The organism is Microlunatus endophyticus (assembly GCF_014646195.1).
Classification (GTDB): Bacteria; Actinomycetota; Actinomycetes; order Propionibacteriales; family Propionibacteriaceae; genus Microlunatus; species Microlunatus endophyticus.
This window is the reverse complement of sequence record NZ_BMMZ01000004.1, coordinates 110152-131317: the sequence shown is the minus strand read 5'-3', so window position 1 is coordinate 131317 and position 21166 is coordinate 110152. Positions and strand designations below refer to the sequence as shown.

Genomic DNA, 21166 nt, shown 5'->3' with positions numbered 1-21166 from the left:
TGCGAGGCGATCTGGAGCGGATGACGGGAATCGAACCCGCATGACCAGCTTGGAAGGCTGGGGCTCTGCCATTGAGCTACATCCGCACGGCCGCTCGGGACCAGCGGTCAGTGTAGTGGTCGTACGGCTCCGGTCGCCAAACGACCGGTCCGGCACGAGCCCTTCGACCCGGCACCCGTTCCGTCCTGCCGCACCAGGTCCGTCGTGCCGCGCCAGTTCCCGGACCCGGCATCATCCAAAGCTGGTGCGCGATCGAAGACGACCTGCGGGAATGAGCAACTGACGTGGGAACTCCGCCGGAGAGATCTCCGTTGGAGGACTTGGTCGGGGCGACCGGACTCGAACCGGCGGTCTTCTGCTCCCAAAGCAGACGCGCTAGCCACTACGCTACGCCCCGGCGCGCCGTCTCCGGCGTGCCCGATGAGTCTAGGGCACCGCGGGGGTGCCTCAAATTCATTCCGGGCGAGTCGATGCTCGATGTGTCGGACCGGCGCTCAGACGTAGCCACCCGGGCCGATGACCATTCCGGTGTCGACCAGGCCGCCGTAGCAACCCACACCGGCGCCACGGATGGCCGAGTCGAGCTGCTCGGCGATCGAGACGTCGGGTCCGAGCGGCATGCCGTACTCCCCCGCCTTGCCTCCGAAGTGCCCGGCGAACCGCGACATCGACGGATGCCGTTGCCCGAAACCGGCATCAGACGGTTTCATGATCAATCTGACCCGGCCGCGGCCGCCGGTCCGGCTCGGGCGATAAGCCGTCTCCACCCGCAACTGGTCGAACTCCGGCCACGTGCAGGCCCAGCCGCGACCTTTTCGATCTTGGTACTGGATGCCTTGGCTATCGACGACGAAGGACCGCGAGCGCAGCATCGTCGGCATCGAGATCAGCATCGGGATACCCAGCCCCAGGAACAGCAGGGCGAAACAGCCGGAGATGATCCGCCCGGCAACGGGGTTGTCACCGTCGATGTGGCCGCTCAGCGCTCCGTACGCGGCAAAGCCCCCGAAGAGCAGCATCAGAGCGGTCCCGAGGATGAGTTTCATCCGGGTCGCAGTAGTCGACAGCTCGATGAACACCGGCTGGGCGGGTCCGGAACGGGGCGGTCCGGCGGGTGTCGTCATGGCCGCGATCGTACGGGCTGAGGGGTCATCCGTCGCGGCCCCAGGAGCGTGCTCGCCGCGACACCGCGTGCGGCGGGATGTCGCTCAGGCGTACCCACCCAGCCCGTAGATCATCCCGGTGTAGATCTTGCCCGTGTAGCACCGGGCACCGGTGCCGCGGATCGCCTCGTCGAGCTGGTCCGCGATCGAGAGGTCGGGGCCGAGCGGCATGCCGTACTCCCCTGCCTTGGCCCCGTAATGACCGGCGAAGCGTGACATCGTCGGATGCTTCGCGCCGAAGCCGGGATCGGTGGGCTTCATGATCAGCCTGACCCGGGGGATGGTGTTGCCGGACCGTGTCGCACGCTCGGCCGTCTCCAGCCGGAGCTCATCGAATTCGGACCACTCACAGGCCCAGGAGCGACGCTTCCGATCTTGGTACCGGATGCCTCGCACGTCGATCGCGAAGGACCGGTCCCGCATCGCGGTCGGCAACGAGGCGAGGATCAGGGCGGCGAACCCGAGGAAGAACACGGCGATACAGCCGGAAATGATCCGCTCGGTACCGGGGTCCTCGCCCTCGATGTGACCACTGATCGCCCCGTACGCCGCGAGACCGCCCAGCCCCAGGAACAACGCGCCACCGAAGATGATCATGATGCGGCTGTCGATGGTCGACAGCTCGACCACGACCGGCTGGCCGCCCGCGGGCGGCGGATCGCTCGGCATCGTCACGCAAGCGATGGTACGGCCCGGACGGTTCGTCCGGGTCGACACTCAGGCGGGCCGCGGTGCCACGGCCTCAATCTCCGGAGCCGGTTCGCCGATGATCAACCGGGCGATCGCGTCCCCGATCCGCGGTCCCATCGTCAGCCCGCCCGCGCCGTAACCGACCGTCACATACAGGCCGGGGCAGGCCGGTACGGCGCCGGCCACCGGAAGATCATCGGCCAGCGGCCGGAGCCCGACCCGGGTCTCGATCAAGGTCGCGTCAGCGAGTCCCGGTGCGACCGACAGCGCGTCCTGCAGCACCTGCAGCTGCCCGGCCGCCGTGACCCGGGTGTCGAAGCCGCTCCCGGTCTCGCGCGTCGCGCCAACCGCGATCCGGCCGTCGTCGAACGGGACCAGATAGTGATGGCTGATCGGGTGAAGTGTCGGCCAGCCGGATGTGTCGGCCTCGACGCGCAAGTGGCTGATCTGCCCCTTCTGCGGCTGCACCGGCGTCTGATAGCCCAGCCCGGAGAGCAGATCCCGGCTCCAGGCGCCGGTCGCCACAACCACGGAATCGGCGGGCAGTTGCCGGCCGTCGACGGTGGTCACCGGACGCGTACCGTCATGATCGACTGCGGCGTGGCCGACGACCCTTTCGGCTCCCAGTTGGGTGGCTGCTTGCAGGAGCGCGTCCCGCAGCGTACGGCCGTCGACCCGGCCACCGCCGGAGATGAAGATCGCGTCCAAGCCCTCGGCCAGCGGCGGGAACAGGTCCCGCGCGGCCGCGTTGTCGATCTTCTCCACACTGCCGATCACCGCGCCCGCGGCGCCGGCTGCTTGTTTGCGCCCGATCACCCGCTGGTAGCTCTGGTCCAGCAGATCAGGATCGGCGTTGACGATCAAGCCACCGCTGCGCCGGAAGTCGGTCCGGGTGATGCCGAGATCGGCCAGCAGGGCCAGCAGTTCGGGATAGAAGGCGGCACCGGCGGCGTACAGGTCGTAGAACGGGCCGTCGTCGCTGGTCGCCCACGGCATGATGATCCCCGCACTGGCGGCTGTGGCCTGGCCGACGGCTCCGTCGTCGACGATGGTCACCGCCGCCCCGCGCCGGGCCAGGCCGAAGGCGGCACTGGCACCAGCGATCCCCGACCCGACAACGACGGTTCTGTGATCAGCAGCCATGATCACATCCTGTCGTATCGCCCGATCAGGGATTCAGGCGCACCACCTGGGGATCGTGATCACTGGTCTGGTTGGTGAATTCGGCGTTGATGTGGACCACCTGGTATTCGACGTTCTTGTCCGCGCCCTTGGTCACCAGGATGTGATCAAGGACCTCGGAGATCCCGTCGTAGACGTAGGTGTATTGCTGCTTGACGGGCAGCGTCGTGATCAGATCGGTGAGATTCGCCGTCCCCGTACCGGCGGCGGAGCCCGTCTTGAGCACCGACAGCGCAGGGCTGAACTGGTAGTCGTTCAGGTCGCCGACCACGACCACATCGGCCTTCTTGTCCACATCAAGGATCTGCTGCACGAAGTCGTGCACCACCAGAGCCTGGCCTGCCCGCTGGGTCTGCGAGCTCTGCTCGGGGTACTGATAACGGCCGTCGGCGTTCTGATCACCGAGCTTGGCGTCGAAGTGGTTGGCGATCACGAAGACCGGTTTGCCCTTGAAGGAGAACTGTCCGACCAGCGGCTTGCGGCTGGAGGCCCAGACCGGGTTGGTCGGGTCGATCCGGCCGGGCGACAGGGTCAGCGCCGGTTCGCCCTTCACCTTGGTCACCGTAGTTCCGGTCGTCGACCGGTCCGTTGATGCACCGCCACGATCGGTGAAGGAGACCCGGTCGGTGGTGTAGAGGAAGACGTTGCGGATGTTGCCGCCCGGTTCGCCACCGTCCTGGTCGCTGACCGGATCGACCGAGCGCCAGGCGTAGTCCGGGCCGCCTTCGGCGACAATGGCGCTGGTCAGCTTCTTCAGCGTCTGATCGGCCGCGACCACACCGTCATCGGTGGCACCGTCGTTGTCCTGGACCTCTTCCAGGGCGACGATATCGGGCGATGACAGGTTCTTGACGATTCCGTCCGCGAGTGCGGTGAACTTGCTCGCCGGATCCGACGGCGCCAGGTTCTCCACGTTGTAGGTGGCGATCGCCAGCTGCTTCTTCGACTGCGGCGTGGCGACGACCGGCTTCAGCTTGTTGTGCTGCACCGTGCCGAGTGTAGTTGCCGCGATCGTGTAGCCGCCGTACGAGGACCACTCGACCGGCCCGACGGTCGCGCCGTTGATCAGGTCGCCGACCTGGACCGCCGGGTTGCTGCCGTCGACCGGAACGATCTCCAGCCGGCCGGTCGGGGTCTGGTTCTCGGCCAGCAGTTCGGTGCCACCGCGGTAGCTGGGATTCTCCTTCGGCTTGAGCGTCACGTACTGCTCGCCGTAGGCGTTGCTCGGCCCGACAACCCGCACATCATCGACCTCGACGCGCATGCCCTCACGCGACTCCCAGAAGTCCAGCACCGAACGGGACGGGTCGAGCGACGTCTTCTCAATATCGCCGCCACCAAGATCATGAGCGTAGGCGTCCGGCAGGTCGGCGCCGGTGACCCTCTCCGCGGCCGGCACCTGTTGATCATGAGTGAGCACGATCACCGTGAGCGAGTCGAGCTCGGTGGTCGAGAGATTGGAGGTGGTGGACAGCGTCTCCCCGCTGGACAGCGGGTAGTAGTCCTGCACGGTGCCCGAGACCAGCACCGAGTCGCCGACCTTGACCGTCGGCGAGGAGGTGAAGGCGAACAGGCCTTCGCTGGTAGCCGGGTCGTTGTCGGGGTCGGGGTCCTGGAACCAGAAGCCCTTGCTGCTGCCCTGCGTCCGTACGCCGGTGACAATGCCCGGCACGTTGGTCACGGCGTCGCCGTCGTGCGGTGAGATCCAACTGTCACCCTGGATGTCGTGGATGCGCAGGGGGCCGGGTTCACCGGTCCCGGTGCCGCCGTCGCCGCCGCTGTTGGCCGCCGCCGGGGTCGGATCCCCGGCAGTGAAGTCCTGGGAGTTGTCGTCGGAGTCGGGGGCACTGCTGCGCTGCACCGATTCGCTGTTGGAGGCGCCTGCCGCCGGGGATCCTTCGTCGATCGCCGCCGAGCCGAAGCCGACCAGGTCGACGACAGCACTCGCGCAGTCGGCGGAAGTGTGGCAGGTCAGCGCGGTCGTGGAGTCGACCAGGGCGACTGTGCCTGCGGTCGCCGACATCGCGATCGTGCCGGTGGCGTCCGGGGTCGGCAGTGCCGTGCTGCCGCCGCTGCCCTTCGCCTCGGCGACCAGGTAGAACGCTCCGGGAGCGATCGAGCCCGACAGCGGTGTGGTCTGCCAGCTGGCGGTGCCACTGGAGGAGGTGTACTGCACCGAATACCCGTCGACCGAGATCGCGCTGCTGCCGCGGTTGGTGATCTCGACGAAATCCTGGGTGTACGTCGCGCCGGAGTTGCCACCGCCGCCGTACACCTCGTTGATCACCAAGCCGTCCGACGGCGCCGCGCCGGCGGGCAGCGCTCCGGTGAGAGCGACCGTCGTACCGGCCCCCAGAGCCAGCAGCGCTGCGGTCGCGAGACCGGCCGTACGAGATCGTGGCGACTTCTGCACGCTTCCCCCCTCGTCATTGCCGGAGCGGTCGACGCTTCGGGCACGGAATTCTGGACGGGTCAGGCATCCAACACCGCATCCAACCGCGGATGGGTGAACACAGGGTTGTGAACGAGCCACACCCTGGCACGGATTATCGTGGAGCGGCTACAAACTCTCCCCGAAGGATCGCTGTGTCCGTGACCGCCCCGCCCGCCGTCGAGCTCTCCCACCGGCGTCGGATGGCGGTCCTGGCGACCTGCTGCATGAGCCTGTTCATCGTGTCGCTGGACTCGACGGTCGTCAACGTCGCCCTGCCGACCATGCGCCGTGACCTCGACGCCGGCGTCAGCGGCATGCAGTGGACGATCGACGCCTACACGCTGGTGCTGGCGAGTCTGCTGATGCTCGGCGGATCGACCGGCGACCGGTTGGGCCGCAAGCGGATCTTCCAGGTCGGGCTGGTGATCTTCGGCACGGCATCGCTGCTCTGCAGCCTGGCACCGTCCCTGGGCTGGCTGGTGGTCTTCCGGATGCTGCAGGCGGTCGGCGGCTCGATGCTCAACCCGGTCGCGATGTCGATCATCACCAACACCTTCACCGGGCGTGCCGAACGGGCCCGGGCGATCGGCATCTGGGGCGGCGTCGTCGGCTTCAGCCAGGCGCTCGGCCCGTTGATCGGCGGCGGCATCGTCGACTCGATCGGCTGGCGCGCGATCTTCTGGCTCAACGTCCCCGTCACCCTGATCGCGGTCATCCTGACCGGGCTGCTGGTGCCGGAATCCCGCGCCGCCCGGACCAGACGGGTCGACCCGGTCGGCCAGGTGCTGGTGATCATCATCCTCGGCTCGGTGACGTACGCGATCATCGAAGGTCCAGCACACGGCTGGCTGAGCCCGGAGATCCTCGGCTTCTTCGCGATCTTCGTCGCGGCCCTGATCGGGTTGCTGATCTACGAGCCGCGGCGCACCGACCCGCTGATCGAGCTGGGCTTCTTCCGCAGTGTGCCGTTCGCCGGTGCGACCCTGATCGCGATCAGCGCATTCGCCGGGATGAGCAGCTTCGTCTTCCTGAATGTCTTGTACCTGCAGAATCTGCGCGGCATGTCGGCCTTCGATGCCGGCCTGCACACGCTGCCGATGGCGGTCATGACGGTCATCCTGGCGCCGTTGTCGGGTCGCCTGGTCGGCGCCCGCGGACCGCGACCGTCTTTGCTGGTGGCGGGTATCGGGATCACCGTCGCGGGCTGCCTTCTCACCCTGTTGGACGTCAACACGCCGACCTGGCAGCTCGTGCTGACCTACTTCGTTTTCGGCATCGGCTTCGGTGTCGTCAATGCACCGATCACCAACACCGCCGTGTCCGGGATGCCCCGCGCGATGGCCGGTGTGGCCGCGGCGACCGCCTCGACCAGTCGGCAGATCGGCTCGTCGCTCGGGGTCGCGCTGTCGGGGGCCACGGTGCTGCAGACCGCGCTGCACGGTCCGGTCCCGGGCCGGGGTGGCTGGTTCATGATCATCGGCTGCGGCGTGCTGGTGCTGGTCCTCGGGCTGGTGACCAGTGGCCGCTGGGCCCGGGCGAGCGCGGACCGGCTCGCCGACCAGCTCGACTGAGCGCGGCCCGCCGCGATGTGGGCGGTTTGGGCTGCTGGGAGACAATGCCGGGGTGAGGAGCCGGGCGTCGATCTTGCATCTGGACCTGGATGCGTTCTTCGCCTCGGTCGAACAGCGGGACAAGCCGTCGTTGCGCGGCAAACCGGTGGTCGTGGGCGGGATCGGACCGCGCGGGGTCGTCTCGACCGCGTCGTACGAAGCGCGGGTCTTCGGCGTGCACTCGGCGATGCCGACCGCCGAAGCCCGCCGACGCTGCCCGTACGCCGCCTTTCTGTCCGGCCGGTTCGACGCCTATCGGGTGGCCAGCCGAGCGGTGATGGGCGTGCTGCGCGAGCTGTCGCCGCTGGTCGAGCCGCTCAGCCTCGACGAGGCCTTCGTCGATCTCGGTGCAGCCACCGAGCCGATCGGTTTCGATCGCGAATCGCTGACCGCGTTGGCGACCCGGATCAAGACCGACGTCGCCGAGGCGACCGACGGCCTGACAGCATCGATCGGGATCGGCACCTCGAAATTCATCGCGAAACTGGCCACCGAGCTGGGCAAACCCGACGGCTTCACGCTCGTCGAGCCGGGCGCGGAGGTGGAGCTGATCAGCCCGATGAGCATCCGCGCCATCCCGGGGGTCGGTCCGGCGACCTTCGACAAACTGCGCCGGATCGGCATCACCACGATCGCCGACCTGCAGGCGATCGACCTCGACGAGCTGGTCCGTGAGGTCGGCCGGGCGCACGGATCGGTGCTCAAGGAGCTCGCACTGGCCCGGGACGATCGTGGCGTCGAGCCCGAACGGGAGGCGAAGTCGATCTCGGTCGAGGACACTTTCGAGACCGACCTGGTCGACCGGGCCGAGCTGCTGCGAATCATCGAGACCGACGCCCGGCAGGTGGCGGTCCGGTTGACCGCAGCGCGGCTCTTCGCCCGGACGGTGACAATCAAGGTGCGGCTGCACGGATTCGTCACCCACACCCGGAGCCGGACGCTGACCGGCGCGACCGACCGGGTGGAGCTGATCAGCCAGATCGCCCGGTCGCTGCTGGACGAGGTCGACACCTCCTCGGGCGTACGGCTGCTGGGCGTCGGGGTCGCGGGATTGACCGACGTCCTGCAGGAGGATCTGTTCTCCTCTGCGGAGGCCGCGGACCAGGCCGAGGACGACGTCGACGCTGAGGTCGCCTCGGCGGAACCGGCGGCAGACGAGGGTGCACAGTCGATCAGAGACGATCCGGCCGCCCTGGAGCGGCAGCCGAGCGGCGGCGTCGACGCCGAGGCTGCCGGGCTGCACCGGGTGCGACGGCGGCTGGACTGGCCGCCGGGCGCCGACGTCGAGCACGACGAGCACGGACGCGGCTGGGTCTGGGGCGCGGGCCTGGGTCGGGTGACGGTGCGTTTCGAGACGTCGGCGAGCCCGCCCGGGCCGGTGCGTACCTTCGCCGACGACGACCCACTCCTCCATCGCATGTGATCATGGACCGATGTGGATCGGCTGGATCGAATTCGACCTCCTGCTGGGAGATGTGCATTCCCTCAAGGAGAAACGAGCCGTCGTACGGCCGCTGGTCGCCGAGCTGCGCCGGAGGTTCCAGTTCAGCGCGGCCGAGGTCGGCCACCTCGACCTGCACCGGCGAGCGTTGATCGGGATCGGTTGCGTGGGACCAGATCACGGGCATCTGACCGAGGTGCTGGACAGCGCCGAAGTGCTGGTCGCCGGTCGCGGCGAATTCGAGCTGCTCTCCGCCCATCGCGGCTTCTCCCGCTCCGACGACTGACAAGCCTTGCTCCCGACCCCCTGAGCCTGTCGAAGGACCCGACCCCGCGATGGCGGCCACGGATGGTGGACCGGCAACGGCCGTTTCCGAGACGTCGAATCTGCGGCGTAGGTCGCGCCGCTTGAGGGCATGGGAGCCGGACGGGGGAAACGGGACACCGTGCTACGCGGTGGGATGATCCTGTGCGCGCGTGTTCCGGTGGTGGAACGGCTTGCGGAGCCGCTGGTTTTGTGACCGAGGATGGTCTGCCCCGGGGCGACACGCCGTGGCGGCTCGATCGTCGGCGACAGAATCAGCGGAAATGGAAACAGCGATGTTGCCCGGACCAGGATCCCCAGTGACGGTGCCGACTCGACGCTCAGCTGAGTGCCCGGTGGAGCACCAAAAGTGCGAGTTGAAGCGCTCACGATGATGGCGTCGGTGCCTTTGGATCGGGCCGACAATGATGACTGCGACCACCACACTGACCCTGTCGACAGGTCACTCGATCGGCTTGCCCAGCACCACCCAGCCGATGGTCTGGTCAAGATCATTGGGCGTCGGATCCGGGCCCTTGGGAAACAACGCCGCGGCCAATGCCGACGTCCGCGCCTGGTCGGCCAGGGTGTGCGCCGTCATCCCCCACCGCTGCTCGAGCTCGGACCCGAACCGGTCGGGCAGCAGGTCGAGCACCGCCGCCGCGTAGCAGGTCACGCCGGGCGGCGTCGTACCGATCCTCGCGCCGGGCAGCCCGGATCCCAGGCCGGCGCCGACCGCCAGAGCATGCCGGATCGCCGAATCGGAGGTCTGACCGGCCGACGGCCCGGTGACGGTGATCAACTCCAGCCATGCTGCGGCACGGACCAGGTCGTCCTCCGCCCCATGATCACGGCCCCCATGACCACGGTCCCCATGACCACGGTCGCCATGATCACCGTCGTCGGGGGCCGCAGCACGGGCGATCTCCTGCAGCCGGCCGATCACCTCGGCGGGGCTGCCACCCAGCGCCAACTCCGCCAGGCAGATCCGGGTGGCGGCCAGACCGACGCCCGGCTCCGGACGGTCGATCTCCAGGAAGGCGGACCGGGCCCGCCGGAGCGGCTCGGGGTCACCGGTCCGTACGCTCTCCTGGGCCAGATAGGCCTGGTCCATGATCGAGATCTCCGGCCGGTCCAGCAATCGGCCGGTGTGCAGGGCCAGAGCATCCTCGGCATCGTCGACCTCATCGGTCAATCGGCCGATCACGGCCTGCTGCAGCCCGAGCGCCGCACCAGGACCGGGAATCACCCCGATCCCGGCACCGCTGCGATGGTCCAACCAGGTCCGGCTGAGGGTCGCGACGAGCTCGTCGGCGCCGGGCACCCAGGCCAGGTCGAGGACGGTCGTTCCCCGGCCGGACCGCAACTCGACCGGATAGCGGCCGGCCCGATCGCTGGTCAGCACCTGCAGGTCGCCCTCGGTGCTGACCATCACCGGATCCTCACTCACCACGGCACTGTCCGGATCGGCGACCTCGAAGGCCTGATTGAGGCCCAGATCGGTGCGACCGGACAGCACCGGCTGACGGGTCCGGGCGATGCTCGCGGTGTCGGCCGCGGTGTCGATCCGCCACTGCAGCACGATCCGGCGATTGGCGGACAGCACGATCGTCCCGGTCGCGACACCGGGCTCGTCGCCGGCCACCAACTCGGTGACCGACCCCTGGACCAGCTCGCCGAAGACCAGCGGCCCCTGCCCGTCGGTCGGCTGCACCGCCCAGGTGGCATCGCCGCCGATCGCCGATCCCCAGCCGAGGCAGCCCGGGGCCGGCGCCAGAGCCAGTTGCCAGCGGTCGACGACGATGGTGGCCGACGACGTGTTGACCAGCATGTGGCGCTGCTGCCAGTGGCCGGCGAAGGAGTTGCGGACGGTGTACTCCAGCTCCGGATGATCAACGAGGGCGTACCGGGCCTCGGTCTCGTCGACATCGGTCACCAGCCCGACGGGCTCCCAGCGCTGCGGTCGGCCGTCCATGATCAACGGGCCCGGTTCATACTGCGCGGCGAAGTAGTCCTGGCCGGGCCGCCCGGCGCACCGGACGCGTACCGGGAAGCCGGCAGCGCCGACAGTGACCTCGAGGTCGCCGCTGACGAAGATCAGCTCCTGCGCTGGCATCGTCCGCACCAGAAGAGATTGCGGCCATCCAGGACCTCGGTCCTGACCCGCGATCCGCAGACCAGGCAGTCCATTCCCGCCCTGCGATAGACGTACACCTCACCGCCATGATCATCGACGCGCGGCGGCCGGCCCATCGCCTCGGGCGTGTGCTCGGGTCGTACGGTGTCGATCCGGTTGTCCACCACTCCCTGCGGCATCAGGGTGATCAGATCGTTCCAGATCGCGTCCCAGGAACGGCGGCTGAGCTTCCTGCCCTCGACGTGCGGTCCGATCCGGTTGCGGAACAGAACCTCGGCCCGATAGACATTGCCGACCCCGGAAAGCACAGTCTGGTCCATCAGCAACGCCGCGACCGGACGGGCGGACCGGTGGATCCTGGCCCAGGCCAGCTCCGGGTCGGCGTCCTTGCGCAGCGGGTCCGGACCGAGCTTGGCGAGTTGGGCGGCCATCTCCTCCGGTGTCCGCAGCACGCACAGCTGCGGACCACTCAGGTCGGCGGCCACCTCCGGTGTCGCGATCCGGACCCGGATCTCACCCCGCGGCGGCGCCGGCGGCGCGATCCGGAACTTGCCGATCAGGCCGAGGTGGATGTGCAGCAGATGATCTTCGAATTCGATCCACAGGTGCTTGCCCTGGGCCTGGGCGCCCGAGCACGGCCGGCCCGAGATGATCGCCGCGGACTCCGCGAATCTGCCCTGCGGGCTGCTCACCTGGGGCCTGGTCCCGGCGAACGCGGCGCTGAGGTCGAGTGCCAGTCGATGCAGGGTATGACCCTCGGGCATCGGGACCTCCTTTGCAGCAGCTGTGACCTAATCGTGGCCTGAACGCACCACCGTGCGCTCGCAGGCGACCTAGGATATGCGGGTGATCGCAGAACGCGATCGGCGAGGGGTCGCCGAGGACGTGGGGGAACTGCCGGGTCGGGATTTCGGCCGGGACGGTGTTTCCGGACTTGTCAGTATCGACCGTGCCATGCGGGCGCGCGACGTGTCGCGCCCGGGAGCGGCCGAGGAGGAATTCGCGCTGTCCATCGTGGACAGTCTGATCGCCCGCGCCGAGGGCCGGCGACCCGCCCGGGCTTCCTGACGCGCCACGCCACCAGTCCGTCCCATCGGCCCTCGCTTCACGAACATGCGCTCGCCTCACGGGCAACGGAAGCGAGCGGATGAACGGGAAGCGAAGACCGTGGGAAGAGAAGCGGGAGCGCTCAGGCGGGCGCCGGAAGGTCGTCGCCCTTCTCGTACGCCGCCAGCTCGTCGATCCGGCGCTGATGCCGCGGCTCGCCGGAGAAATCGGTGGCCAGGAACAACCGGACCAGCGCGGTCGCCTCGTCGATGGTGTGCATCCGCGCTCCCACCGCGATGACGTTGGCGTTGTTGTGCAGCCGTCCGAGGGTTGCAGTGCCCTCGTCGTATGCCAGGATCGCGCGCACCCCGGTGACTTTGTTGGCCGCAATCTGCTCCCCGTTGCCGGAGCCGCCGATCACGATGCCCAGCGATCCGTCGTCGTCGACGGTGCCCTGGGCGGCCGGAATGCAGTAGACCGGGTAGTCGTCCTCCGGATCGAGCGCCTGCGGACCATGATCGACAACCTCGTGACCGTCGGCGGTCAGCTCCTCGACCAGATGATTCTTCAGCTCGAACCCCGCGTGATCGCTCCCGATGTGTACGCGCATAACCGCATCTTAGGGTCAGCCTGTGCGCGCCCTCCTAGGATCGACCCATGCTGCATAACCTGACACGAGATGAAGCACGCCGCCGATCGGCGCTGCTGACCGTTGATTCGTACGCCGTCTCCCTCGACCTGTCCGGGCACGACCTGTCCGGCGGCGTGGTGGAGGCACTGGAGACCACTTTCGTGTCCCGGACCGTCGTGCGATTCACCGCGACCGAGGCTGCAGACATCCACATCGACCTGATCGCCGAACGGGTGATCTCGGCCACACTCAATGGTGATGATCTTGATCCGGCCAGCTACGACGGATCGCGGCTGCCGATCTCGGTCGCCGAGGGCGACAGCGAGCTGATCGTGCTGGCGCTCTGCCGCTACAGCCGCAGCGGCGAGGGACTGCATCGGTTCATTGATCCGGCCGACCAGAAGACCTATCTCTACACCCAGTTCGAGGCCTCCGAGGCCCGCCGGGTGTACGCCTGTTTCGAGCAACCCGACCTGAAGGCCACCTTTGAGTTGACGGTGCTGGCACCCGAGAGCTGGACGGTGATCGCCAACTCCACCGGCGACGAGCCCCGACCGGTCGAAGGGTCGGTGGACGGACTCGACGGCGTCACCCGCCGGCACTTCCCGCCCACACCGCGGGTGTCGACCTATCTGACCAGCCTGGTGGCCGGCGACTACGCAGTCGTCAGCGACAGCCACCAGACCAAGTCCGGTGAGCTGCCGATGTCGATCTTGGTCCGCCAGTCGCTGCTGGAGCACCTGGACGCCGACCGGATCTTCGCGACCACCAAGGCCGGCTTCGATATCTTCGAGAAGCACTTCGGGTACGCCTACCCGTTCGGCAAGTACGACCAGGCATTCGTGCCTGAGTACAACATGGGCGCGATGGAGAACATCGGCTGCGTGACGCTGCGCGATGATCTTGTCTTCCGCAGCCGGGTCACCGAGGCCAACTACCGGTCCCGGGACGAGACGATCCTGCACGAGCTGGCTCATATGTGGTTCGGCGATCTCGTGACGATGGTCTGGTGGGACGACATGTGGCTGAAGGAGTCCTTCGCCGAATTCTCTGCCACCTTCGCGATCGCCGAGCGCACCGGCGACGCCGAGACCGCGTGGGCGAGCTTCACCGGCTCCCGCAAGAACTGGGCCTATCGCCAGGACCAGCTGCCGACCACCCACCCGATCGCCGCCGACATGGTGGATCTCGAGGCGGTCGAGTCCAACTTCGACGGCATCACCTACGCCAAGGGCGCATCGGTGCTGCGGCAACTGGTTGCCTTCGTCGGCCAGGACGCCTTCCTGGAGGGCGCTCGCGGCTACTTCGCCGAGCACGCCTTCGGCAACACCCGGTTGACCGATCTGCTCAAGGCGCTCGAAGGCCCGTCCGGACGTGATCTTTCCGGCTGGTCGGCCGAATGGCTGGAAACCGCTGGTGTCAACACCTTGCGTCCTGACTTCGAGGTCGACGATTCCGGCGCTTTCACCCGCTTCGCGGTGACCCAGACCGCGGTCGAGCAGTATCCGACCCTGCGTCATCACCGGATCGCCATCGGCCTGTACGCCTTGCAGGGCGACAAGCTGGTCCGGATCCACCGGGTGGAGACCGACATCGCCGACGCCTCGACCGATATCGACGATCTGGTCGGTGCCCAGCAGCCCGATCTGGTGCTGCTCAATGACGACGACCTGAGCTACGCCAAGATCAGATTCGACGACCGGTCGATGACGACCTTGATCGAGAACCTGTCCCGGATCAGCTCGCCGCTCAGCCGGGCGGTGTGCTGGGGTGCAGCCTGGGACATGTGCCGGGACGCCGAGCTGCCGGCGAAAGACTACGCCGAGCTGGTGCTGCGCAACGTCGCCGATGAGACCGATCTGACGACGGTCCGGGCGGTGCTGATGAACGCGGCATTGGCCGTACAGTCCTACACCGCTCCGGGCTCGCGGCCCGCAGTCGTCGCCCGCTGGGAGGCCGGCCTGTCGGAGCTGGTCGACGCGGCCACGGCCGGTAGTGATCATCAGCTGGCGCTGGCCCAGGCGTACGCCCGCTCGGTGATCTCGGACGAGGGGATCGCAACGCTCTCCGGCTGGCTGGAAGGTCGCGGTGTCCCCGAGGGACTGGAGGTCGACGCCGAGCTGCGCTGGCTGGTGATCGGCGAACTGGCCCGCTGCGGAGCGGTCGACGAGGCAGCGATCGCGGCCGAGCTGGAACGCGACAACACCGCCACCGGTGCCGAGCGGGCCGCCGCCGCCCGCGCTGCCCGGCCGACGGCCGAGGCGAAGGCCGAGGCATGGGCGCTGGCGGTCGATGGCAACGACATCCCCAATGAGACCCAGCGGCAGATCTGTGCGGCATTCTGGCAACCCGGACAGGAGGAGCTGCTGGACGGTTATCTGGACAAATACCTGAAGACCGCCGAGGCGATCTCCACCTCAACCGGCATCTGGGCCAAGAAGTCGTCGATCTTCCGGCAGAATGTGCTGACCTTCCTGTTCCCCAGCATCGCCGACGACGTCGCCAAGATCGGCCGCTTGCACGGCTGGTTGACCGCGGGCGTGACCGAGGCGGGTGCCCCGCTGGGCGACATGGTCAAGCACATCGCCGCCGAGCGACTGGACGGTGCAGATCGGGCCAACCGCTGCCAGCGGGCCGATCTGGCCCAGTCCGCGACACTCTGAATCGGACGCTCGACCCGGAGCCCAGATGATCACCATCGGCGATCTGCAGTCCCTGCTCAGCACCCACTACCCCGCCGGTTCCGCGGAGAGCTGGGACCGGGTCGGATTGGTCACCGGCAACAGTGCGGAGCCGGTCCGGGGCGTGCTGCTGACAGTCGACGTCACCGATGCGATCATCGAGCAGGCGGCCGGCCTGGACGCGAATCTGATCATCGCCCATCACCCGCTGCTGCTGCGGGGCGTCAATGCGATCGACCCGAAGCAGCCCAAGGGCCGGATGATCACCCGGTTGATCAGATCCGGGACCGGGTTGATCACCGCCCACACCAATGCCGACATCCCCGTCGGCGGGGTCGCCGATTCCGTGGCCGCGGCACTCGGTCTCACCGGCACCCGGCCGCTCCGTACGGTGCCGGTGCAGCCGCTCGACCAGTTGATCACCTACGTTCCCCGGGAGCACACCAAGACGGTGATCGACACACTGTCGGCTGCCGGAGCCGGCGCCCTGGGATCCTACGAACGAGCCGCGTTCACCGTGACCGGCACCGGAACCTTCACCCCGAGACCCGGTGCGCATCCGGCGATCGGGGAACCTGGCCGGCGCGAGCAGGTGACCGAGGATCTGGTGGAGATGATCATGGATCGACGGGTGCGCGATCAGGTCGTCGCTGCCCTGCTGGCGGCCCACCCGTACGAGGTCCCGGCTTATCGGATCGTCGAGGTGGCCTTCCCCGTCGACGGCGGTCCGGCGGCCGGGCTGGGACGCATCGGCCGGATCGAGCCGATCACTCTCGCCGGCTTCGCCGACCGGGTGGCGTCCGTGCTGCCGGACACTGCCGCAGGCATCCGGATCGCCGGTGATCGCGATCGCGTGATCACCACGGTCGCGCTGCAGGGCGGTGCCGGAGATGATCTTCTTGACACCGCCCGGCTGGCCGGCGCCGACGTCTACCTGACATCGGACCTGCGGCACCACCCGGCGTCCGAGGCGGTCGCCTGGGAGGCCGCCCCGGCCCTGATCGACGTCCCGCACTGGGCTGCCGAGTGGCTCTGGTTGCCCGCGCTCCAGGCCGAACTCGAAGATCAACTTCCGGGGTTGCCGGTCACGGTCTCTCGGATCGTCACCGATCCGTGGACCTTCCGGATCTAGTGCCGCGGGTCGACCAGCCAGGTGGTCGCGTCGTTGTACGCCTCGAGCGTGGACGCCCCGACCACCGGTGAGGACGCGTACAGCAAGGCGTTGCCGGTCAGCTCGCGATGCCCGGGCTGGCGGATCTGGGCAGCCAGTTCCGGCGCGATCCCGGTCAGATACAGCCTGCCACCGGCCGCCTCGATACGGTCCGCGTAGTCGGAGATCACGGCGAAGAAGGTCGAGCCGAGCGTCGTACGCCCCCGCAACCGCAACACCACGACCGGACGGACCGATCCTCGGGGATCGGGCAATCGTGCCTCCAGCGTCCTGGACCCGGCATAGAAGAGGCTGCCGTAGATGTCCAGGATGGTGACCGTCCGGTCGGGAAGTCGGGCCGGCGATCGGGTCTCGATGAAGCGACCGGACTCCTCGGGCACCAGCCGGACGCCCCGGAGATCGATCGCCTCCTGGTTGAGCTGCAGCACCAGCGACAGGATCACGCCGATGCCGACCGCAACGGCGACCGGAAGGAAAAGGGTGGCCAGGAACGTCGCGACCAGTGCGATCCGGGAATTCCAGCCGGTCCGCAGAATCGTCGTCAGCTCCCGCTGACGCAGCGACGTGACCGCAGCGTAGATCAGGATCGCCGCCAGCGTCGGCACGACGACGTAGCGCATCAGCCACCAGCAGCCGACCATGATCGCCGTCATCCACACCGATCCCCAGATGACGGCCCAGCGACTGCGGGCGCCGCTGGCGACGTTGAGGGCGGTCTGGCCGACCGAGGCTCCGACCGGCATGCCGGCCACCAGGCCCGAGACCACATTGGCAGCGCCCTGGGCGGTGAAGTCCTGGCTGGGATCGGCGCGGGTCTCCTGGTTGGGAGCCGCCTGGGAGACGATCGCACCCTGGACCAGGATGATCGCCGCCAGCGCAGCGGCGTCGGCGAGCAACTCCGGGGAGAATCGTGCCAGCTCCGGCAGTCGCGGCACCGGCAGACCGTGCGCCACCTCGCCTGCGTCGCCGACCCGGGCCACGGTGTGCCACCCGACCAGCACGACGACCACTGTCGGGACCGCGATCGCCACCAGGGAGCCGGCCAGGGACGCCCGGGTGCGATTGACCAGGACCAGCAGCAGCAGCGCGACCAGTCCGGCGCCGACACTCGCAGCATCCCACCGGCCGGGATGAGCCAGCACTCCGATCGCGCGAGTCACAGTGGTGCCGCCGGCGACCGGTGCGCCGGTCAGATCGGACAGCTGCCCGAGCACGATATTGACCGCGATACCGGTCAGGAAGCCCAGCATCACCGACTGCGACACGAACCGCGTGTAGCGACCGAGCCGGAAGATCCCGGCGATGATCATGAATGCGCCGGCCAGCAGGGTGAGGACCGCGACCGTCGCCGCCCGGTCCTGGACCGACACCCCGGCGACCGCCGATCCGGTCGAGACCGAGCCGGCGCCGGTCGTGCTGATCACCATCAGCCGGGTACTGACACCAAGGCCGCCGATCAGCGGACCGGCCAGGCTGGCGTACAGGCCGTGCACCGGGTTGATGCCGGCCAGGACGGCCGAGGCCATGCCATCGGGAATGTTGGTGATCGCATTCGGGATCCCGGCGACGACGTCGGCGCGCAGATTCCGGCGCTCCGGTCGCAACGACCGGCGCCAGGCACCGATGGCAGTCCTTCGTCCCAAACCGCCGCCTTCAACGATCACCGGACAGGTTGCTCAGCGTACTCCGCGAGAGCCCACCGGGGAACGTCGATGATCACGGCGACCGGGGACGACCTGACGCCCTGCCGTGGCACTGTCCGATTTCCGCTAGTTGTGGCTCCGATCGGCTGTCAGGATGGACATCATGCACGCACTTCCGCAGTCCGACGCCTGCTACCGGGCGGTGAGCGGCAAGGATCCCCGCTACGACGGCTGGATCTACGTCGGGGTCACTTCGACCGGCATCTACTGCCGGCCGAGTTGCCCGGCCAGGACGCCGAAGGCGGAGAACTGCCGATTCTTCGCTGCCCCGGGAGCCGCCCAGGCCGCCGGCTTCCGGGCCTGCCGTCGCTGCCGGCCGGACACTGTGCCCGGCTCACCCCAGTGGAATCCGCGGGCCGACGTCGCCGCGCGGGCGATGCGGCTGATCGCGGACGGACTGGTGGACCGCGAGGGTGTCTCGGGGCTGGCGTCCGCGGTCGGCTACAGCGACCGACAACTGAACCGATTGCTGGTGGCCGAGGTCGGCGCCGGCCCGCTGGCGATCGCCCGCGCCCAGCGCGCCCAGACCGCCAGGATGTTGATCGAGAACACCGATCTGCGACTGGCCGATATCGCTTTCGCGGCAGGGTTTTCCAGCGTCCGGCAGTTCAACGACACCCTGCGCGAGGTGTATGGGCGACCGCCCTCGGAACTGCGCACCCGACCTGCCGGAGATCGTTTGGCAACCGGTCCGAGCATGATCACCCTGAAACTGCCGGTCCGCCGGCCCTTCGCAGCTGAACCGCTCTTCGACTTCCTTGCCGATCGTGCCATCGCAGGCGTCGAGTCCGGACGCCGATCCGGTGACCGGATGATCTTCAGCCGCAGCTGCTCATTCCCGCACGGGCCTGGCGTCTTCGAGTTGATCATGGCCGAAGCGGACGGCCCGTTGACGGTCGAAATGAGACTTGACGATCTTCGCGATCTGTCCGCGGCGGTGACCAGGATCCGCCGGCTCCTTGATCTTGATGCCGATCCGGTCGCCGTCGATTCGGTGCTGGCGGCAGATCCTGCGCTGGCCGGAATGGTCGCCGATCGACCAGGGGTCCGGGTGCCTGGTGTCGTGGATGCCAACGAGCTGGCCTTTCGTGCGCTGATCGGCCAACAGGTCTCGGTGGCGGGAGCGGCGACCACAGCGGCCAGGATCGTCCGCCAGTACGGCCGCCGGCTGGCGCCCGATGGGGATGATCAAGTCCGTCGGGATGATCAACCGGAGTATCTGTTCCCCACCGCGGAGGAGCTCGCCGAGGCAGATCCGGACACCCTGCCGATGCCGCGATCCCGCGGCCGTGCCCTGGTCGGGATGGCGACCGCCCTGGCCGGCGGTGCGGTCGACCTGTCCCCCGGCGCGGACCGCGCCGAAGCCAGAAGCCGATTGCTCGGACTCCCCGGGATCGGGCCCTGGACCGCCGGCTACATCGCGATGCGCGGGCTGGCCGACCCGGATGTGCTGCTGGCCGAGGACCTGGTCATCCGCCGCGAATTGCAGCGCCGCGGCCTCGGCCCGGACGGCACTCGCTGGGCACCCTGGAGGTCGTACGCGACCATGAGACTCTGGCAGGCAAGCAGAATGGAGCTGGCAGCATGATCAACAACACCATGATCGACAGCGTGATCAACTTCGGCAGCACGGACAGTGTCGCCGGCAGGTTCGACTACCTCTGGGGCGACGAGGGCGGTGTCCCGGTGGTGATCGCTTCGGGCTGGACGACCGATCCCGACTACCTCGCCGCGTTGGTGCATCCGCGGCTACGTCCGACCACGATCGGCCGGGCCGGCAATCCGATCATCGACGACGCCGTGCAGGCCTACAGCGGCGGCGAGCTGACCGCGATCGATGCCATCACCGTACGGCAGCGCTCCGGACCCTTCGTCGAAGCTGCCTGGGACGCACTGCGCAAGACCGCGCCCGGCGAGCCCGCCACCTACACCCGGCTGGCCGCAGACTCCGGACGGCCCGACGCGGTCCGGGCTGCGGCATACGCCTGTGCGCGCAATGCCACGGCGCTCTTCGTGCCGTGTCATCGGATCATCCGGCGCGACGGCGGACTGGGCGGCTTCCGCTACGGCCTGGCGGTCAAGCGGATCCTGCGCGCACACGAATCCTCGCGCTAGCCCTTCGAAAGCTCAGGATCAGTACGGCTTGTCGGACAGGTGCAGGGTCGGCGCCGGGGTGGCGGCCGTCGCCAACTGCTGGATACCGGCGGTCAGGCCGCCGGCAAGATCATGCGCGACGAAATTGCTCTGCATCGTCGCGGCGGCCAACCGGCACTCGTTGTCGCCGAGCACCCGTGTCGCGGCGACACCGGTGACGATCTCCAGCACGCGCGATCCGAGGTCGACGAACACCAGAACCGTGTGGTCCGGGTCCGGCAACGCGGCATGCAGCCGACGGGCGTAGGCGCGGCTGTCCGGCTCGGTCTGGCCGATGAGGACCGAATAGTCCAGCCCGCTGTTCTGCCGGGCGTAACGGATCACCCGCTCGATCCGGTCGATCTCGTAGGGAGTCAGCGGCCCGGTACCGTGCACCGGACGGAACGGGTCGGTCAGATCCGGCTTGGCGGTCGACGCCGGAACCAGTTCACCAGCGGACACTTGCGCCTCCAACCGTGGTCGCGGACTCGGGAGCCCGGGCCGGAACCGGCGGGGCGGCCGGTGCGTCCGGTCCTGCGGTGACCGCGCCGCGATCAGCAGGTGCGGTGCCGAGCCACAACGGCTCGCCGGCAGCACTCTGGTCCTCGCCGCGGCCGGCGCGGATCAGCTCGGGGCCCTTCCCGATGAGACTGATGACGATGATCACGATCAGCGGGACGCCGAACAACAGGCCAAGAACCTGCACGGCACTCGGCTGCGCCACGGTGGGCCAACCCGGCAGCGTCCCCTGCAGGGGCACTAACATGCTCACGAGTTCAGTCACGGGGCTACCGTATCCGCAAACGCCTCGCGGGTCGCACCGGGCAGGGACTAACTCTC

The 21166-nt window shown here is 68.4% G+C and carries 18 protein-coding genes and 2 tRNA genes; 8 read left to right on the top strand and 12 right to left on the bottom strand.

Features of this window, described 5'->3' with window-relative positions; translation table 11 throughout:
- Nucleotides 1-12: 12 nt before the first annotated feature.
- The 6 genes from IEY07_RS09615 to IEY07_RS09590 form a co-directional block, all read right to left on the bottom strand.
- Nucleotides 13-86 (bottom strand) — tRNA-Gly (locus tag IEY07_RS09615).
- Nucleotides 87-321: 235 nt separating this feature from the next.
- Nucleotides 322-397 (bottom strand) — tRNA-Pro (locus tag IEY07_RS09610).
- Between the two features lie 97 nt (nucleotides 398-494).
- Nucleotides 495-1124, bottom strand: coding sequence for a hypothetical protein (locus IEY07_RS09605; protein ID WP_188894987.1), 630 nt, complete (start codon nucleotides 1122-1124; stop codon nucleotides 495-497).
- 84 nt (nucleotides 1125-1208) lie between these two features.
- Nucleotides 1209-1838, bottom strand: a complete 630-nt coding sequence (locus IEY07_RS09600; protein ID WP_188894986.1) for a hypothetical protein — start codon at nucleotides 1836-1838, stop codon at nucleotides 1209-1211.
- Nucleotides 1839-1880: 42 nt separating this feature from the next.
- Entirely contained in the window at nucleotides 1881-2996 is a 1116-nt protein-coding gene (locus IEY07_RS09595) for an NAD(P)/FAD-dependent oxidoreductase (protein WP_188894985.1), read from the bottom strand.
- 25 nt (nucleotides 2997-3021) lie between these two features.
- Complete coding sequence (locus IEY07_RS09590) at nucleotides 3022-5448, bottom strand: DUF8508 domain-containing protein (RefSeq protein ID WP_188894984.1); 2427 nt, start codon at nucleotides 5446-5448, stop codon at nucleotides 3022-3024.
- Between the two features lie 179 nt (nucleotides 5449-5627).
- Here IEY07_RS09590 and IEY07_RS09585 point away from each other — a divergent pair, with 179 nt between their 5' ends.
- The 3 genes from IEY07_RS09585 to IEY07_RS09575 are packed head-to-tail and all read left to right on the top strand — an operon-like array spanning nucleotide 5628 to nucleotide 8806.
- On the top strand, nucleotides 5628-7040 hold the full coding sequence (locus IEY07_RS09585; protein ID WP_229669898.1) for a DHA2 family efflux MFS transporter permease subunit: 1413 nt from the start codon (nucleotides 5628-5630) through the stop codon (nucleotides 7038-7040).
- A 52-nt stretch (nucleotides 7041-7092) separates the two neighbouring features.
- A complete protein-coding gene (locus IEY07_RS09580; protein WP_188894983.1) occupies nucleotides 7093-8502 on the top strand; it encodes a DNA polymerase IV in 1410 nt (469 codons plus the stop codon).
- Nucleotides 8503-8512: 10 nt separating this feature from the next.
- Complete coding sequence (locus IEY07_RS09575) at nucleotides 8513-8806, top strand: DUF503 domain-containing protein (protein WP_188894982.1); 294 nt, start codon at nucleotides 8513-8515, stop codon at nucleotides 8804-8806.
- 480 nt (nucleotides 8807-9286) lie between these two features.
- Here the strand turns inward: IEY07_RS09575 and IEY07_RS09570 are convergent, their stop codons facing one another.
- Together IEY07_RS09570 and IEY07_RS09565 are read right to left on the bottom strand one after the other, a co-directional pair.
- Complete coding sequence (locus tag IEY07_RS09570) at nucleotides 9287-10939, bottom strand: hypothetical protein (protein ID WP_188894981.1); 1653 nt, start codon at nucleotides 10937-10939, stop codon at nucleotides 9287-9289.
- Complete coding sequence (locus IEY07_RS09565) at nucleotides 10921-11724, bottom strand: Fpg/Nei family DNA glycosylase (protein WP_188894980.1); 804 nt, start codon at nucleotides 11722-11724, stop codon at nucleotides 10921-10923. The genes IEY07_RS09570 and IEY07_RS09565 overlap by 19 nt, the downstream gene beginning before the upstream one ends.
- 82 nt (nucleotides 11725-11806) lie before the next feature.
- Between IEY07_RS09565 and IEY07_RS09560 the strand changes: the two genes are divergently transcribed.
- A complete protein-coding gene (locus tag IEY07_RS09560) occupies nucleotides 11807-12028 on the top strand; it encodes a hypothetical protein (protein ID WP_188894979.1) in 222 nt (73 codons plus the stop codon).
- Nucleotides 12029-12149: 121 nt separating this feature from the next.
- Here IEY07_RS09560 and IEY07_RS09555 read toward each other — a convergent pair whose 3' ends face one another.
- Nucleotides 12150-12617, bottom strand: a complete 468-nt coding sequence (locus tag IEY07_RS09555) for a ribose-5-phosphate isomerase (protein WP_188894978.1) — start codon at nucleotides 12615-12617, stop codon at nucleotides 12150-12152.
- Between the two features lie 47 nt (nucleotides 12618-12664).
- On the opposite strand from IEY07_RS09555, the gene pepN reads away from it, so the two are divergent.
- Nucleotides 12665-15301 (top strand): aminopeptidase N, encoded by a 2637-nt coding sequence (pepN, locus tag IEY07_RS09550; RefSeq protein WP_188894977.1) that lies wholly within the window; start codon nucleotides 12665-12667, stop codon nucleotides 15299-15301.
- Between the two features lie 25 nt (nucleotides 15302-15326).
- Nucleotides 15327-16451, top strand: a complete 1125-nt coding sequence (locus IEY07_RS09545) for a Nif3-like dinuclear metal center hexameric protein (RefSeq protein ID WP_188894976.1) — start codon at nucleotides 15327-15329, stop codon at nucleotides 16449-16451.
- Here IEY07_RS09545 and IEY07_RS09540 read toward each other — a convergent pair.
- Entirely contained in the window at nucleotides 16448-18133 is a 1686-nt protein-coding gene (locus IEY07_RS09540) for a SulP family inorganic anion transporter (RefSeq protein ID WP_229669897.1), read from the bottom strand. The two genes, IEY07_RS09545 and IEY07_RS09540, sit on opposite strands and share 4 nt — an antisense overlap.
- 163 nt (nucleotides 18134-18296) lie before the next feature.
- On the opposite strand from IEY07_RS09540, the gene IEY07_RS09535 reads away from it, so the two are divergent.
- Together IEY07_RS09535 and IEY07_RS09530 are read left to right on the top strand one after the other, a co-directional pair.
- A complete protein-coding gene (locus tag IEY07_RS09535) occupies nucleotides 18297-19781 on the top strand; it encodes a DNA-3-methyladenine glycosylase 2 family protein (RefSeq protein WP_188894975.1) in 1485 nt (494 codons plus the stop codon).
- On the top strand, nucleotides 19778-20308 hold the full coding sequence (locus tag IEY07_RS09530; RefSeq protein WP_229669896.1) for a methylated-DNA--[protein]-cysteine S-methyltransferase: 531 nt from the start codon (nucleotides 19778-19780) through the stop codon (nucleotides 20306-20308). The genes IEY07_RS09535 and IEY07_RS09530 overlap by 4 nt, the downstream gene beginning before the upstream one ends.
- Before the next feature lie 18 nt (nucleotides 20309-20326).
- Here IEY07_RS09530 and IEY07_RS09525 read toward each other — a convergent pair whose 3' ends face one another.
- Nucleotides 20327-20788 (bottom strand): DUF5130 family protein, encoded by a 462-nt coding sequence (locus IEY07_RS09525; RefSeq protein ID WP_188894974.1) that lies wholly within the window; start codon nucleotides 20786-20788, stop codon nucleotides 20327-20329.
- A complete protein-coding gene (locus IEY07_RS09520; protein WP_188894973.1) occupies nucleotides 20775-21110 on the bottom strand; it encodes a hypothetical protein in 336 nt (111 codons plus the stop codon). Before IEY07_RS09520 ends, IEY07_RS09525 begins: the two co-directional genes overlap by 14 nt.
- Nucleotides 21111-21166: the final 56 nt, after the last annotated feature.

Coding starts and splice junctions, on each gene's coding strand:
- IEY07_RS09575 (WP_188894982.1), top strand. CDS start 8,513: ATGTGGATCGGCTGGATCGAATTCGACCTCCTGCTGGGAGATGTGCAT.
- IEY07_RS09535 (WP_188894975.1), top strand. CDS start 18,297: ATGCACGCACTTCCGCAGTCCGACGCCTGCTACCGGGCGGTGAGCGGC.
- IEY07_RS09555 (WP_188894978.1), bottom strand. CDS start 12,617: ATGCGCGTACACATCGGGAGCGATCACGCGGGGTTCGAGCTGAAGAAT.
- IEY07_RS09530 (WP_229669896.1), top strand. CDS start 19,778: ATGATCAACAACACCATGATCGACAGCGTGATCAACTTCGGCAGCACG.
- IEY07_RS09595 (WP_188894985.1), bottom strand. CDS start 2,996: ATGGCTGCTGATCACAGAACCGTCGTTGTCGGGTCGGGGATCGCTGGT.
- IEY07_RS09605 (WP_188894987.1), bottom strand. CDS start 1,124: ATGACGACACCCGCCGGACCGCCCCGTTCCGGACCCGCCCAGCCGGTG.
- IEY07_RS09545 (WP_188894976.1), top strand. CDS start 15,327: ATGATCACCATCGGCGATCTGCAGTCCCTGCTCAGCACCCACTACCCC.
- IEY07_RS09570 (WP_188894981.1), bottom strand. CDS start 10,939: ATGCCAGCGCAGGAGCTGATCTTCGTCAGCGGCGACCTCGAGGTCACT.
- IEY07_RS09565 (WP_188894980.1), bottom strand. CDS start 11,724: ATGCCCGAGGGTCATACCCTGCATCGACTGGCACTCGACCTCAGCGCC.
- pepN (WP_188894977.1), top strand. CDS start 12,665: ATGCTGCATAACCTGACACGAGATGAAGCACGCCGCCGATCGGCGCTG.